This window comes from Kitasatospora sp. NPDC085895 (genome assembly GCF_040702125.1).
In the GTDB taxonomy this organism is placed as follows: domain Bacteria; phylum Actinomycetota; class Actinomycetes; order Streptomycetales; family Streptomycetaceae; genus Kitasatospora; species Kitasatospora arboriphila.
In genome coordinates this window covers 53766-67712 of the sequence record NZ_JBFBJY010000024.1, presented here as the reverse complement: position 1 = coordinate 67712, position 13947 = coordinate 53766, and the positions used below count along the sequence as shown (strand labels likewise).

Sequence of the window (13947 nt, the reverse complement as noted above, 5' to 3'; positions counted from 1 at the left end):
GGGTGCGGCAGGGTCGAGTGCGGCGGCCCCCCGGCGCCGGGCCGGGGGAGGACGCGATCAGGTGGCGGCGGCCGGTAACGCGGTGGACCGGCGCGGACCGTCCGGCAGGACGGCGCGTCGTGGCAGTCGTTGTGACATCGGGCCCCCTGACGGCGTCACCCACCCGGCCGCCCCGGCCCGGATGCCTCGCGCGGATCGCCGTGCCCCCCCGGCAGCCCGCTTCCCCCTGCGATGCTTGCCGTCCCGGACCTGGGGCGCAAGCGCTTTGGCGATTCTCGGCGGGGCGCATTTCGGCCCTCCCGCGCGCCCTGCCATGGTTGCGGCGGCTTTGTCCGCTTTCCGTGGCATGTCAACTCCGGTGCGCGGGGCGGCACTTCGGCACAGGCCCGGTGTGGCCCGGTGTGGCCCGGCGCGGCCTCAGCGGCCGGCCGGTACCCGGCGCAGCGACCGCTCGTAGAAGCCGACCATCTGCCCGCAGACCTGCGCCAGCGTGAACGAGGTGAGGAACCGGGCCCGGGCCGCCTTCACCCGCACCCGCGCCGCCGCCCGGTCGTCCAGCGCCGACACCAGCGCCGCCGCCAGCTCGGCCGGCCGCTCCGGCGGCACCAGCAGCGCGTAGTCCTCCGAGCCGACGGTCTCCCGCAGCGCCGGGACGTCCGCGCACACCAGCGGGACCCCGACCCCCATCGCCTCCATCGCCGCACTGCCCAGCCCCTCCCACCGGGAGGGCACCGCGAACGCGTCCGAGGCCGCCATCAGGTCGTACACGTCGCCGCGCGGGCCCAGGAAGCGCACCTGCCCGGCCCGCCCCGCCAACGCCTCCAACCGGGCGGTCTCCGCGCCCGGGCTGCCCGCCAGCAGCAGCACCGCCTCCGGCACCTGCCGGCGCACCCCCGCGAACGCCTCCACCAGCACGTCCAACCCCTTCTGGTACTGCTGCCGGGCGGCCGCCAGCACCACCGGGGTGTCCTGCGCCAGGCCCAGCGCGGCCCGCACCGCCGCCCGCCGCTCCGGCGTCACCGAGCCCAGCAGCTCCGGATCGCGGCCGCGCGGCACCACGTCGATCCGGTCCGACGGGACCCGCAGCCGCCGCGCCATCGACGAGGCGACGTGCCGGGTCAGGGCGTGGAAGCGCCGGGTGCCCTGCGCCGTCGCCGCGTCCACGGCCTGCGCCGCCCGCACCTTCCACGGCGACAACCCGCGCGCGTGCAGGTGCTCCGGTCCGTACGAGGAGTTCACCAGGCTCGACACCACCGGGGTGCCCGCGGCCAGCGCCGCCGCCCGGCCCAGCACGTCCGCCTCGTACAGCGTGGTGTGCACCAGGTCCGGCCGGTGCTCGCGGACCAGCCGACGCAGCGCCGCCGCCCGCCCGGCCCGACCCGACCCGTGCACCCCGAACACCCGCGCACCCGCCGCCACCAGCTCCGGCTGGAAGCCCCCCGGCGACTCCTTGAGGTACGCGACGTCCAGGCGCACGCCCGAACGCACCAGGTGCGGGGCCATCGCGGCCAGGCCCTGCTCGGCACCGCCGATCCGGTGCAGGCTGTCGATCACATAGAGCACATGCACAGCAGCGACCCCCCCGGGAACACCGGCGCGGCAGGTCTCCCGTCCGTCCCGCGCCCTGACAGGCGCTCAGCATCCCAGCCCCGGCCCGCCTCCGCCAGGAAAACCGCGACGACGCCGCACCGCACGCCCCGGGCGGGAGCGGGCAGCACCTCAGGGGCGCGTGGGGGCACCTCCCGGCCGAAGGCCGGGGGAGAACTGCGCAATCCGGGGACGGTTACGACAACAGACGGGGCCGGCCCAGATTCGTACGGCGAGCCACATCCGAACTGCGCAGTTCCCCGCGCCCCTGGGTCAGCGCTCGCTACTCCGAACGCCTGCGGGCGGTGGGCGGGCTGTGCCAGGGTCGGGGGATGCCAGCCGCCGAGTCCGCGCGTCCCGCCGTCCTGCACCTGGTCACCGACCCTCGGCGGCGCGGCGCCCAGAACCTCGCCCGCGACCTGCACGCCGAACTGCTCCGCCGCGGCCACGGCTCCGAGCTGCGCTCCCTCCAACCGCACCCCGACGCCCCCGGTGCCCCCGATGCCACCGCCGTCGGGGACGCCGAGCCGCTCGGTCCGGGCCGCTACCACCCGGCCACCCTGCGGGCGCTGCGCGCCGCCGCCCGCCGCGCCGACGTGGTCGTCGCCCACGGCTCCTCCACCCTGCCGGCCTGCGCCGCAGCCCTGTTCGGCAGCCGCACCCCGTTCGTCTACGTCAACATCGGAGACCCGCGGCACTGGGCGGCCTCCCCGGTCCGCCGGCTCCGCACCGGCCTGCTGCTGCGCCGTGCCGCCGCCGTGGCCGCGATCTCCGACGGGGCCCGCGAGGTCCTGCTCGACCACTACCGGCTGCCCGCCCGCAGCGTCCGCACCATTCCCAACGGCCGTGCCGCCGACCGCTACCCGCCCGCGGCGGACGAGGCCGACCGGCAGGCCGCCCGCGCCGCCCTCGGCCTGCCCGCCGAGGGCCCGCTGCTCGCCTGGGTCGGCGCGCTCGCCCGCGAGAAGCGGCCCGACCTCGCGCTGGACGCCCTCGCCCTGCTGCCCGGCGTCCACCTCGCGGTGGCGGGCGACGGCCCGCTGCGCGCCGAGGCGGCCGCCCGCGACACCACCGGCCGGGCGCACTTCCTCGGTGCGCTCACCGATCCCGCCCCGCTCTACCGGGCCGCCGACGCCCTGGTGCTCACCAGCGACAGCGAGGGCGTGCCCGGGGTGCTGGTGGAGGCCGCGCTCGCGGGCCTGCCCGCCGTCGCCACCGACGTCGGCTGGGTCCGTGACGTCGTCCGGGACGGCGTCACCGGCAGGCTCGTCCCGCCCGGTGACGCGGCCGCCCTGGCCGGCGCCGTCGAGAAGCTGCTCGCGGATGCGCACGGCGCGCTGGGCGCCGCCGCCCGCCGGCACGCGCTAGAGCGCTTCGACCTCGCCGTGGTCGCCGACGCCTGGCAGGGCCTGCTCGCCGAGACCGCCCGCCGCGGCTCCCGACGCACCGTCTGAGGGCGTCCCGCACACCGTCTGAGGGCGTCCCGCGCACCGTCCGGAAGCCTCCGGCGCGCCGTCCGGAACGGGTGCGCCGCCGAATCCGCCCCCGCCTGTGCGCCGCCGCAGGGTGCGCGCATACTGGCCTGCGCGGCTCGCACCGCGCGACAGGGGCCACTCCGGACCCGGCACGGCTGCGCCGCGACGGGGGAAGGTGCGCGATGGCAGTACTCGCGATCATCGTCGGAGCCGGTCTGCTCTGGATGCTGACCGGTGTCCGGGTCGTCCAGCAGTACGAGCGCGGGGTGGTCTTCCGGCTCGGCCAGGTCCGCGGGCAGGTCCGCGGCCCCGGCCCGACGCTGCTGATCCCGCTGGTCGACCGGATGCGCAAGGTCAACGTCCAGGTGATCACCATGCCGGTGCCGGCCCAGGAGGGCATCACCCGGGACAACGTCTCCGTCCGGGTCGACGCCGTGGTCTACTTCCGCGTCGTGGAGCCGATCCGGGCCACCGTCGACGTGCAGAACTACATGTTCGCGATGTCCCAGGTCGCGCAGACCTCGCTGCGCTCGATCATCGGCAAGAGCGACCTCGACGACCTGCTCTCCGGCCGGGAGAACCTGCACCGCGGCCTCGAACTCATGCTGGAGAGCCCGGCCGTGGGCTGGGGCGTGCACATCGACCGGGTCGAGATCAAGGACGTCGCCCTGCCCGACTCGATGAAGCGCTCGATGGCCCGCCAGGCCGAGGCCGACCGTGAGCGGCGCGCCCGCATCATCACCGCCGACGGCGAGTACCAGGCCGCCGCCAAGCTCGCCGAGGCCGCCACCGTCATGGACGCCACCCCGGCCGCCCTGCAGCTGCGCCTGCTGCAGACCGTCGTCGAGGTCGCCGCCGAGAAGAACTCCACCCTGGTGCTGCCGTTCCCGGTCGAGCTGCTGCGCTTCTTCGACGCCGGCGCCAAGGCCGCCGCCGGTGCCGCCCCGACGACCGCTCCGGCGCCCGCCGCCGAGGTGCCCGCGGTGGAGCAGGCCGGGACGCCGGTGCTGCCGCGGCCCGCCGAGGCGCCCGACCACGCCGCCCTGACGAAGACCGAGCACACCCCCGAGGCCTGACCCCGCCGGTGAGCCCGGCCCGCCCGATCGGCCGACTGCTCGGCCGATCGGGCGAATCCGTCCCCACCGGCCCCGCCTCGACTGGAGACTGACGCACCGTCACTGCCAGGCTGGTGCCGTGAAGCTGCTGTGCACCGCTACCGCCCTGCTCGCCGCGACCGCCGCGATGGCCCCCGGCGCCACCGCCGCGGCCGCCGCCCCCGACACCCCGCGCGAGGGCGCCCACGCACTGCTCCCCGCCCACGCGCCGCACCCCGGCCACCCGCAGCGCGCCGCCGCCGAGCGGCAGGAGGCCGTCGAGTTCTTCTGGTACGGCTGCAAGCACTGCGCCCAGTTCGAGCAGCCGCTGGAGCGCTGGGCGGCCCGGCACCGCGACGACGTCGTGCTGCGCCGGGTGCCCGCCGTCTGGCAGGGCGGCCCCGACGAGCAGCGCCAACTCGGCCACGCCCGGCTCTACTACACGCTGGAGCGGCTCGGCGCCGTCGACCGGCTGCAGGCCGAGGTCTTCCGGGCCGTCCGCGAGCGCCACGAGGACCTCACCACCGAGTCCGGCGCCGCCGCCTGGGCGCTCGCCCAGGGCCTGGACTCCGCGGCCTTCCGCGCCGCCTGGCGCTCCCCGGAGGTCGACCGGCTGGTCGCCGACGCCCCCGGGCGGATGGCCCGCAACCGCATCACCGAGATCCCCACCGTCCTGGTCGGCTCCGGCCGCACCTCTCCCACCGGCGCCGGCGGCGTCGAACGGATGCCGGACGCCATGGACACCCTCGTCGAACACCGCTGACCCGGACGGGCCGCGCCGCCGCCCGCCGACGGCCCGGGATCCGGCCCGCCCCTACCCGATCCACCTTCACCGAACCAGCCCCTGGCGCGCACACCTTGTGCCAGAGTGGGACGCCCGGGTCGCACCGCCTGAGCTGCGGCCCACCGGCAGCCACATGCGAGAGGGCGGGGGCCCGTGGGGGGACACAGCGCGCAGGTCGTCGACGGGCGCGGCACGGGGACGGCGGCCCGGCCCGCCGTGTCCGAAGGGCCCCCGCCGGAGCTGCTCTTCAAGCGGCGGCTGCGCCCGGCGCAGACCGCCCGCGAACTCTGGGCCGCCCGCGAACTCGTCCGCGCCCTCGCCGAGCGCGACCTGCGCGCCCGCTACAAGCAGGCCGTGCTCGGCTTCGCCTGGGCGGTACTCACCCCGCTCGCGCTGTGCGCCATCTTCACCCTGGTCTTCCACCGCGCCGTCAAGATCGACACCGGTGGGGTGTCCTACCCGCTGTTCGCCTACGTCGGCCTGATCGTCTGGCAGTTCTTCAGCAACACCATGAACCAGGGCGCGCTCAGCCTCGCAAACAACCTGAGCCTGCTCAACAAGGTGTACTGCCCGCGCGAGGTCTTCCCGCTGGCCACCATGCTGGTCGCCTCCGTCGACATGCTCATCGGCGTCGGCGTGCTCGCCGTGCTCTTCCTGGCCACCTGGACGGCCCCCGCCGCGACCGCCCTGTGGGTGCTGCCGCTGCTCGCGATCCAGTTCGCCTTCACCTACGGCGTCGCCCTGATCCTCTCCGTCGCCGTCGTCTACCTGCGGGACGTCCGCCACCTGCTGCCGATCATCACGCAGATGGGCGTCTTCGCGACCCCGGTCGCGTACCCGCTGGCCCGGATCCCCGTCCGGCTGCAGGAAGTCTACTGCGGCGTCAACCCGCTCGGCGCCGTCATCGAGGGCTACCGCCGCGCCCTGCTGTACGGCCAGGCCCCCGACGCCCGGCTCACCGTCGTCGCCGCGGTCTCCTCGCTGGTCTTCCTGGTTGGCGGCTACCTGTTCTTCAAGAAGCTGGAAACGGGGATCGCCGATGTCGCGTGAGCACGAGCCGGGCACCATCCGCACCGAGCACGTCTGGAAGCGGTTCAGGGCCGACCAGCAGCGGATGCTGCTGCGCGACAAGGTCGAGTCGACGGCCCGCCGGCTGCGCGGCGGCCGCGGCGAGGACTGGCGCTGGGCCCTGCGCGACATCAACCTGCACATCGAACCCGGCGAGTCCGTCGGCCTGATCGGCTCCAACGGCTCCGGCAAGTCCACCCTGCTCAAGATGCTGACCCGGGTGATGTACCCGTACGGCGGCGTCATCGACGTCCGCGGACGGATCGGCGCCCTGATCGAGATCCGGGCCGGCATCCACCCCGACCTCACCGGCCGGGAGAACGTCTACCTGTTCGGCGCGCTGCTCGGCCTCAAGCGCCGCGAGGTCGCCTCCCGCTTCGACGACATCGTCGAGTTCGCGCGGCTCGGCGGCGCCATCGACAGGCAGGTCAAGTTCTACTCCTCCGGCATGCAGATGCGCCTCGGCTTCGCCGTCGCCGCCTACCTGGAGCCGCACGTCCTGCTCGTCGACGAGGTGCTCGCCGTCGGCGACGCCGTCTTCCAGCAGCGCTGCCTCGACCGGATGCGCGAGGTCGCCGAACAGGGCACCACCATCGTCTTCGTCTCCCACGACCTGCCGGCCGTGCAGTCGATCTGCCGCCGCGGCGTCTGGCTGGAGCAGGGCACCGTCCGGGTCGACGCCGGGATCAAGGACGCCCTGGCCGGTTACCGGGACTCCATCGAGGCCCAGTCCGAGGCCTCCGCCCGCTCCGGCGAGCCGCTCCAGCTGCTCAAGTACGAACTCGCCGGCGAGGACCGGGAGAACCTCACCACCGACGAGCCGATAACCGTCGAACTCACCCTCGGCGGCGACTACCGCGGCGACGCCACCCTGCACCTCGGCGTCAGCGAGGGCACCTCCAGCCCGATCTTCCAGATCAGCCACGAGATCCGGCTCACCGGCGAGGACCACCACGTCGCCTGCGTGATACCCCGCCTCCCGCTGCCCCGCGGCCGCTACACCCTCTGGGCGGGCGTCTACTCCATCGGCAAGACCGACGGCGGCACCCTGATGAGCTGGCACTCCGTCGGACAGTTCGACGTGTTCGGTCCCGTGCTGGACACCCCGCCGCGGGCCGTGGTGCTGGCCGCGCCGGTCTTCGTCCCGCACCACTGGGAGGAGTCACCGCGGTGAGACCCGTCAGAGTGCTGGTGCACCTGAACAACCTGGCCCTCGGCGGGGCGCAGCTGAACGCCGTCGACATCGCCCGCACCCTGCGCGACCGCGGCCACGACCCGGTGCTCTTCGCCCAGGGCGTGGCCGGCGACGCCCCCCTCCTCGGCGTCGCCGCCGGGCACGGCCTCGACGTCGTGGTCGCCGGCGGCCCGGACACCCCGCACGCCGAAGTCCGCCGCAGGATGCGGAGGCTGGCGGACGAGCACGGCAGCGAACTGATCCACGCCTGGGAGGTCCGCGCCGCCCGCAACGGCTTCTTCGGGCCCGGCAGGCTCGGCCGGATCCCCGTCGTCACCACCTTCTACGGCATCCGGATGCTGCGCGGCATGCCCCGGCACCAGCCGCTCGTCCTCGGCCTCGGCGCCCTCATGGGCGACGGCCGGGCCTTCGGCCACCGCGACGTCCGACTCGTCGAGCCGCCCGTCAACACGGCCACCGACGCCCCCGGCCAGGCCGACGGCGCCGCCTGGCGCCGCGAACACGGCATCGACGACGAGGAGTTGCTGCTCGCCATCGTCACCCGCCTGGTACCCGACCTGGAGAAGGACGCCGGCGCCGAACTCACCGTCGCCGCCGTCCGTGCCCTCGACGACCCCCGGGTCCGCCTCGCGATCGTCGGCGCAGGCCCCAGCCTGGACCGGCTGCGCGCCGGCGCCGCCGAGGCCAACGCCGCCCTCGGCCGCGAAGCCGTCCTCGTCCCGGGCCAGCTGGCCGATCCGCGGCCCGCCTACGCCGCCGCCGACATCGTCCTCGGCATGGGCGGCTCCGCCCTGCGCGGACTCGCCTTCGCCAAGCCCGTCGTCGTGCACGGCGCAGCCGGCTACACCGCCGTCCACGAACCCGGCCCGCTCGTCGAACCGCACGCCTCCCGCTGCATGTACGGCTGGGGCGACGGCAGCCGCGATCCCGGTCCGCTCGCCGACCAGCTCCGCGGCCTCCTCGGCGACCCCGGCCGCCGCACCGAACTCGGCCGCTGGGGACGGGACTGGGTGGTCGGCCGCTTCTCGCTGGAGAGCGTCTCCTCCGCCTTCGAGCAGCTCTACCTCGAAGTGCTCGCCGCCCCGCCGGGCCCCACCCGCTGGCTCCGCGACCTCGAACAGATGGCCAGGTACGAGTTCGCCAAGCCCACCGCGCTCCGCCTGCTACGGCGGTGAGCCACCGGGCCTGCCGGGAACGGTGAGCACCCGGCCGGTCATTCCCTGTGATCGAACCCGTCGATCCGGCGTTGTGACGGTGTTGCCGCAGCTGGCAGCCTTACGGCGTCGGGTCGTTCGCGGGCGCAGCGCGCGGCGACCGCTCTGCCCTCCTTCTATCCAAGGGATCTGACAGCATGTCACGCGAGATCAGCGTCGCCATCGCCTACCACAGCGGCTACGGCCACACCGCCCGGCAGGCCGAGTTCGTCCGCCAGGGCGCGGAGGAGGTCGCCGGCACCACCGTCCACCTGATCGCCGTCGACCAGATCACCGACGAGCAGTGGGCGCAGCTCGACGCCGCCGACGCCATCATCTTCGGCTCGCCGACCTACCTCGGCGACGTCTCCGCCGCCTTCCGCACCTTCGTCGAGAAGACCAGCGGCCGCTGGATGCAGCAGCAGTGGAAGGACAAGCTGGCCGCCGGCTTCGTCAACTCCGGTGCCAAGAGCGGCGACAAGCTGCACGCCCTGCAGTCGCTCTCCGTCTTCGCCGCCCAGCACAGCATGATGTGGGTCAGCCTCGGCCTGCTGCCCGGCTGGAACAAGTCGACCGCCTCCGAGTTCGACCTGAACCGCCTCGGCGTCTGGCTGGGCGCCGCCGCCCAGTCCAACGGCGACCAGGGCGCCGACGCCATGCACAAGTCCGACCTGGCCACCGCCGAGCACCTCGGCCGCCGCGTCGCCGAGCAGGCCCGGCGCATCAGCGCCTGACGCCCGGGCGACCCCGGGGGCGCGGAGAACTGCGCAGTGGAAAGGCACCTGGTCAGTGTCTTCCGACTCGCGCAGTCCCCCGCGCCCCCTCTTTCGGGTTCGCCGTACCTGACAGGTGCGCCGCCCCTCGAGTGCGCAGTTCTCCCCCGGCCTCCGGCCGGGAGGCCCCCGGCGCCCCTGAATCGACCACCCGAGCACCCTTTGAAGGCAGCTCCTAGTGGTGTTCGTAGGTGCGCCCCTTCCAGGCCGCGCCTCGGCCGCGCCGGTGCTGGACCGCCGAGTCCACCGTCATCAGCAGGTAGAGGCCCGCGGTGAACGGCAGTAGCAGCCCCTCCCCCCACGGCCGCCCGTAGTACCGCTCCATCGGGACGAAGGTCCCCGCCATCACCGCCCAGGCGGCCCCGCCGAGCGCCGCGACCGCCGCGGATCCCGCCGCCGCCCCCGCGACCACCGCGACGACCGGCACCAGGTAGACCAGGGCCAGACCGAGGACCGTCCCGGCGAGCAGCAGCGGCGAGTGCCGCAGCTGGGCGTAGGCACTGCGGGACACCATCCGCCACAGTTCCGCCAGCCGCGGGTAGGGCCGTACGCTGTCGACCTGCTCGGCCAGCCCGAGCCAGGTCCGGCCGCCGGTCCGCTTGACGGCGCGGGCGAGGTTGACGTCGTCGATGACGGCCCCGCGGATCGCCGCCACTCCGCCCGCCCGTTCCAGCGCCTCCCGGCGGACGAGCGTGCAGCCGCCGGCCGCGGCCGCGGTCCGGGAGCCGGGCCGGTTGCTCCACCGGAACGGGTACAGCTGGGCGAAGAAGTACACGAACGCGGGCACGATCAGCCGCTCCCAGCGGGTCTCGACCCGCAGCCGGGCCATCTGCGAGACCAGGTCGAGGCCGTTCGCCCCGGCGGCGGAGACGAGGTCGGCGAGCAGGGTCGGGCCGTGGGCGATGTCGGCGTCGGTGAGCAGCAGGTAGTCGGTGTCGCCGGCGAGTTCGACGCCGTGCCGCAGGGCCCACAGCTTGCCCGTCCAGCCGGCCGGCAGCGGGGGAGGGACGGTCACCTCCAGCGGCAGTCCGCCGCCCTCGCCGAGGCGGGCGGCGAGCGCCCCGGTGCCGTCCGAGCTGTGGTCGTCGACGAGGATCACCCGGGCGGCGCCGGGGTACTTCTGGGCGAGCAGGCCGGGCAGCGACTGCGGCAGCACCGCGGCCTCGTCCCGGGCGGGGACGACCACGGCCACCGACGGCCAGCGGCGGGGTATGGGCCGGGGCGGCAGCCGCTGGTCGGTGCGCCAGAACATGCCGTGGCAGCAGGCGAGCCACAGCCAGATCGCCAGGGACAGCGCGGACACCCACAGCAGCACGGTCACTCCGGCAGTCTGCCGCACGGCTGCCCGTCCGCAGCGGTACCGGTGCGGAGCCGTTCGGTAGAGTCGTGCCCCGTGAAGATCGCACTGGTGGACTCCGGAATCGGACTGCTCGCGGCCGCCGCCGCCCTGCGCGCGCTGCGCCCCGACGCGGACCTGGTGCTGTCCTCCGATCCCGACGGCATGCCGTGGGGCCCGCGCACCCCGGAGGACATCGCCGAGCACGCCCTGGCCTGTGCCCGGGCCGCCGCGGCCTTCGAACCGCACGCGCTGATCGTCGCCTGCAACACCGCCTCGGTGCACGGGCTCGCCCGGCTGCGGGCCGAGCTGGAGCCGGGGCTGCCGGTGATCGGCACCGTCCCGGCGATCAAGCCGGCCGCGGCGGCGGGCGGCAGGGTCGCGATCTGGGCCACCCCGGCCACCACCGGCAGTGCCTACCAGCGCGGGCTGATCGCCGAGTTCGGCGGCGGCGCCGAGGTCACCGAGGTGGCCTGCCCGGGCCTGGCGGACGCCGTGGAGCGCGGCGACCGGGCCGCGGTGGCGGCCGCGGTGGCGGACGCCGCGGGCCGCACCCCCGCCGGCACCACCGAGGTCGTCCTCGGCTGCACCCACTACGAACTGGTCAGGGACGAGATCACCGAGGCCCTCGCCGGCGTCGCCGCCCCCGGTCTGCGGTTCCACGGTTCCGCGGACGCGGTGGCCGCCCAGGCGTTGCGCCGCCTCGACGGCCGGGGGCTCGCCCCGGGCTCGGGCACCCTGACGGTGCTGCACAGCGGCCGCCCGTCCGCGCTCGCCGAGGCCGCGGCCCGCTACCCCGAGGGCCGGCTGATCTCCGGCGGCGTGCCCGCCCGCTGACCACCGGATCCGGCCGTTCCGGCCCGCCGTGACGGGCCGGTTCGTAGGGTGACGGCATGACCGACACGATCGTGTTCGACCGGCTGTGCAACTTCCGCGACCTCGGCGGCCACCGGACGGCCGACGGCCGCACCCTCCGTCCGGGCCTGCTCTTCCGCTCCGACTCGCTCGGCAAGCTGGACGGCCCGGACCTGGCCCGCCTGGAGGCCCTGGGCGTCCGTACGGTGATCGACCTGCGCTACCCGTGGGAGATCGCCCAGACCGCCCGCGTCCCGGAACTCCCCGGGCTGGCCTTCCACAACCTGTCGATCGAGCACCGCCCGTACGACCAGGCCGCACTCGGCCCCGAGGTCGACCCGGCCGTCTACCTGGCCGAGCGCTACGCCGAGGTCGCCGAGGACGGTGCGGACGAGCTGGCGCAGGTGCTCCGGGTGATCGCGGAGGCCGACGCGCCGCTGGTCTTCCACTGCTACTCGGGCAAGGACCGGACGGGCATCGTCGCGGCCCTGGTGCTGACCCTGCTGGGGGTGCCGGAGGAGGACGTCCTCGCCGACTTCGCCCGGACCGAGGACGCCACTGCCCGGCTGGTCGCCGAATGGCACGCCCGCCACCCGGAGCTCACCCTCGTCTGGCCCGGCTACGGCCGCGCCCCCGCCGGGATCATGCGCCGCTTCCTGGCCGGCCTCGCCGACCGCTACGGCTCCGTCCCCGACTACGCCGCCACCCGCCTGGACGCCGACCCCGCCCTCGTCACCGCCCTCCGCGCCCGCCTGCTCGCGGGTTGACGGATGTGAGTGCAGGGGCGCGGGGCACTGCGCAATGCAAGGTCGGCGCATCCGGCACATGCGGCCCACCCCCGCAGTGCGCACTCCCCGCGCCCCCGGCCGCTCCTCACACGGCCGCACCGCGCAGCCGCTGCACCGCCGGCTCCAGCCCCGACAGGATGGTGTCGAAGCGGCGCGTCCCGGTCGTGGAGTCCACCTGCAGCCGGCTGATCCGCAGCGGATGGGCCGGCAGCCGGGGCCCGAGCCGGTGGTCGGAGAGGAAGCCGAGCCGGTAGCCCAGCCGCCGCAGGACCGCGTCGGCCCGCGGGTCGTACCCGCCGTCCGGGTAGGCGAACGCCGTGGGCGCCTCGCCGAGCCACTGGCTGAGCGCCAGGTGGGCGCCGGTGATCTCGGTGTGCACGGTGGAGTCGTCGCAGCGGCCGAGCGAGGGGTGTCCGAGGGTGTGGTTGCCGATCGCGACGTCGGCGTCCCGCAGGGCCCGCAGGTCCTCGGGCCGGAGCTGCTCCTGCCGGGGCGGCCGCCGGTCGGCGCTGACCCGCAGCTCCTGCAGGCAGCGGCGGCGGTCCGGGTCGGGCAGCTCGCGCAGGCGGGCGAGGAGCCGCCCGGGCGGGCCGCCGGGCAGCAGGCGGGCCCGGCCGCCGTGCCGGGCGAGGTAGGCGGCCTCGTGCCACCAGAAGGGCCGGTCGGTGCCGATCAACTCGGCGATCACGAAGGCGGCGGCCGGGATGCCGCGGGCGGCGAGCATCGGCAGGGCGTGGGTGAAGACGGAGCGGTCGGCGTCGTCGAAGGTGATCAGGACGGACCGGGGCGGCAGCGGCCGGCCCTCGGCGACGGCCCGCTCGACGTCGGAGAGCGAGACGGGGTTGGCGAGGCGCCGCATCCGGTCGAGCTGGGCGCCGAAGGACCGGGGGTCGGTGACCCCGTGGTAGGCGAGGACGGCGAGCCGCTGGGCGGCCCGGGCCCGGAAGAGCGCCTGGGCGGGGGTGAGCCGCAGCCAGCTGCCGCGGTCGCGCAGCGGTGCCTTGCCGCGGGCGTGCACCGCCTCGCGCAGGGCGGTGGTGGTCGGCGGGGTGGTGACGGTCGTGGAATCGCTGACGGTCGTGGACTCGGAGTACGGCACGCGGTTCCCCCCTCGGTCGCCGCAGCGCGGCGTGGCGGTACCGTCGGCAGGCGGAGCCCGGCCTCCGACCCCGGGTGCGGCGGCTCCGCCCCCGGTGTGATCCGGTCCGTTGCCGGGGACTCCCTGCCCGGCCGCGGACGGCTCCTGGATCGCTCAATGTAATGGAGACCATCGGGCCCGACGGATGGTTGTACGGCGCTCGGCGAAATTTCGTCCGGCGTGCGCGGGCGCCTTTCCGGGCCGCTCGTGGACACTGGCGGTAGGCCCGTCGCGGGGCGCCCGAGTAGCGTGGAGGACATGGTGCACACGGATCGTCACGATGCGGTGACCCGCTGGGCGCGGATGTGGAGCGGATGCGCGATCGAGCGCCACAAGCTGCTGCTCACGGCGGTCGGTGCGGCCTGCATCGCGGTGGGCATCCTGGTGGCCGTGCTGGTGCCGGACACCGGCGGCCCGGCCTGGGCGATGTCCGTCGCCGGCTGCCTCGCCGCGGGCGTGGTGCTCCTGGCGCGGGTCGCGGTGGCCGTGCTGCGCAGGCCGGCCAGGGTCGGCTGACGCCCCGGCCGGAGCAGTCCGACCGAATTCCGGACGCCGATGTCCGGCGCCCGCCGCGCTTTCCGCGGTATCCCGCCGATTTCCGGCCGAGAACGCCACCGGAATGACCGGACAGGCCGGTTTTCGGCCCGCCTGCGCGCTTCTT

At 75.3% G+C, this 13947-nt stretch carries 13 protein-coding genes; 10 read left to right on the top strand and 3 right to left on the bottom strand.

Going from position 1 to position 13947, the window contains the following annotated elements:
- Window positions 1-417: 417 nt before the first annotated feature.
- Window positions 418-1554, bottom strand: coding sequence for a glycosyltransferase family 4 protein (locus AB0442_RS17725; RefSeq protein ID WP_366163804.1), 1137 nt, complete (start codon window positions 1552-1554; stop codon window positions 418-420).
- 365 nt (window positions 1555-1919) lie between these two features.
- Here AB0442_RS17725 and AB0442_RS17720 point away from each other — a divergent pair, with 365 nt between their 5' ends.
- From AB0442_RS17720 to AB0442_RS17690, 7 genes are all read left to right on the top strand, one after another.
- Window positions 1920-3041, top strand: a complete 1122-nt coding sequence (locus tag AB0442_RS17720) for a glycosyltransferase family 4 protein (RefSeq protein ID WP_366163803.1) — start codon at window positions 1920-1922, stop codon at window positions 3039-3041.
- Window positions 3042-3244: 203 nt separating this feature from the next.
- Window positions 3245-4138, top strand: a complete 894-nt coding sequence (locus AB0442_RS17715) for an SPFH domain-containing protein (RefSeq protein WP_366163801.1) — start codon at window positions 3245-3247, stop codon at window positions 4136-4138.
- A 118-nt stretch (window positions 4139-4256) separates the two neighbouring features.
- The gene (locus AB0442_RS17710) at window positions 4257-4919 is read left to right on the top strand and encodes a thiol:disulfide interchange protein DsbA/DsbL (protein WP_366163800.1); all 663 of its coding nucleotides are present in this window, start codon (window positions 4257-4259) and stop codon (window positions 4917-4919) included.
- Window positions 4920-5093: 174 nt separating this feature from the next.
- Window positions 5094-5990, top strand: coding sequence for an ABC transporter permease (locus AB0442_RS17705; RefSeq protein WP_366163798.1), 897 nt, complete (start codon window positions 5094-5096; stop codon window positions 5988-5990).
- Window positions 5980-7182 (top strand): ABC transporter ATP-binding protein, encoded by a 1203-nt coding sequence (locus AB0442_RS17700; protein WP_366163796.1) that lies wholly within the window; start codon window positions 5980-5982, stop codon window positions 7180-7182. Before AB0442_RS17705 ends, AB0442_RS17700 begins: the two co-directional genes overlap by 11 nt.
- Entirely contained in the window at window positions 7179-8378 is a 1200-nt protein-coding gene (locus tag AB0442_RS17695) for a glycosyltransferase family 4 protein (protein WP_366163794.1), read from the top strand. The genes AB0442_RS17700 and AB0442_RS17695 overlap by 4 nt, the downstream gene beginning before the upstream one ends.
- A gap of 176 nt (window positions 8379-8554) precedes the next feature.
- Window positions 8555-9130: a flavodoxin family protein gene (locus AB0442_RS17690; RefSeq protein ID WP_366163792.1), complete on the top strand. Its 576-nt coding sequence runs from the start codon at window positions 8555-8557 to the stop codon at window positions 9128-9130.
- A gap of 214 nt (window positions 9131-9344) precedes the next feature.
- Here the strand turns inward: AB0442_RS17690 and AB0442_RS17685 are convergent, their stop codons facing one another.
- Entirely contained in the window at window positions 9345-10490 is a 1146-nt protein-coding gene (locus AB0442_RS17685; protein ID WP_366163791.1) for a glycosyltransferase, read from the bottom strand.
- 72 nt (window positions 10491-10562) lie between these two features.
- On the opposite strand from AB0442_RS17685, the gene AB0442_RS17680 reads away from it, so the two are divergent.
- Together AB0442_RS17680 and AB0442_RS17675 are read left to right on the top strand one after the other, a co-directional pair.
- Window positions 10563-11342 (top strand): aspartate/glutamate racemase family protein, encoded by a 780-nt coding sequence (locus tag AB0442_RS17680; protein ID WP_366163789.1) that lies wholly within the window; start codon window positions 10563-10565, stop codon window positions 11340-11342.
- A gap of 56 nt (window positions 11343-11398) precedes the next feature.
- Window positions 11399-12127, top strand: a complete 729-nt coding sequence (locus AB0442_RS17675) for a tyrosine-protein phosphatase (protein WP_366163788.1) — start codon at window positions 11399-11401, stop codon at window positions 12125-12127.
- Between the two features lie 106 nt (window positions 12128-12233).
- On the opposite strand, the gene AB0442_RS17670 is transcribed toward AB0442_RS17675, so the two are convergent.
- On the bottom strand, window positions 12234-13247 hold the full coding sequence (locus AB0442_RS17670) for a polysaccharide deacetylase family protein (RefSeq protein ID WP_363542911.1): 1014 nt from the start codon (window positions 13245-13247) through the stop codon (window positions 12234-12236).
- 297 nt (window positions 13248-13544) lie between these two features.
- Between AB0442_RS17670 and AB0442_RS17665 the strand changes: the two genes are divergently transcribed.
- Complete coding sequence (locus tag AB0442_RS17665) at window positions 13545-13802, top strand: hypothetical protein (protein WP_363542910.1); 258 nt, start codon at window positions 13545-13547, stop codon at window positions 13800-13802.
- Window positions 13803-13947: the final 145 nt, after the last annotated feature.

What these genes read in the sequence shown, in the direction of transcription:
- AB0442_RS17720 (WP_366163803.1), top strand. Translation starts at nt 1,920, where the DNA reads ATGCCAGCCGCCGAGTCCGCGCGTCCCGCCGTCCTGCACCTGGTCACC.
- AB0442_RS17715 (WP_366163801.1), top strand. Translation starts at nt 3,245, where the DNA reads ATGGCAGTACTCGCGATCATCGTCGGAGCCGGTCTGCTCTGGATGCTG.
- AB0442_RS17700 (WP_366163796.1), top strand. Translation starts at nt 5,980, where the DNA reads ATGTCGCGTGAGCACGAGCCGGGCACCATCCGCACCGAGCACGTCTGG.
- AB0442_RS17690 (WP_366163792.1), top strand. Translation starts at nt 8,555, where the DNA reads ATGTCACGCGAGATCAGCGTCGCCATCGCCTACCACAGCGGCTACGGC.
- AB0442_RS17675 (WP_366163788.1), top strand. Translation starts at nt 11,399, where the DNA reads ATGACCGACACGATCGTGTTCGACCGGCTGTGCAACTTCCGCGACCTC.
- AB0442_RS17665 (WP_363542910.1), top strand. Translation starts at nt 13,545, where the DNA reads ATGGTGCACACGGATCGTCACGATGCGGTGACCCGCTGGGCGCGGATG.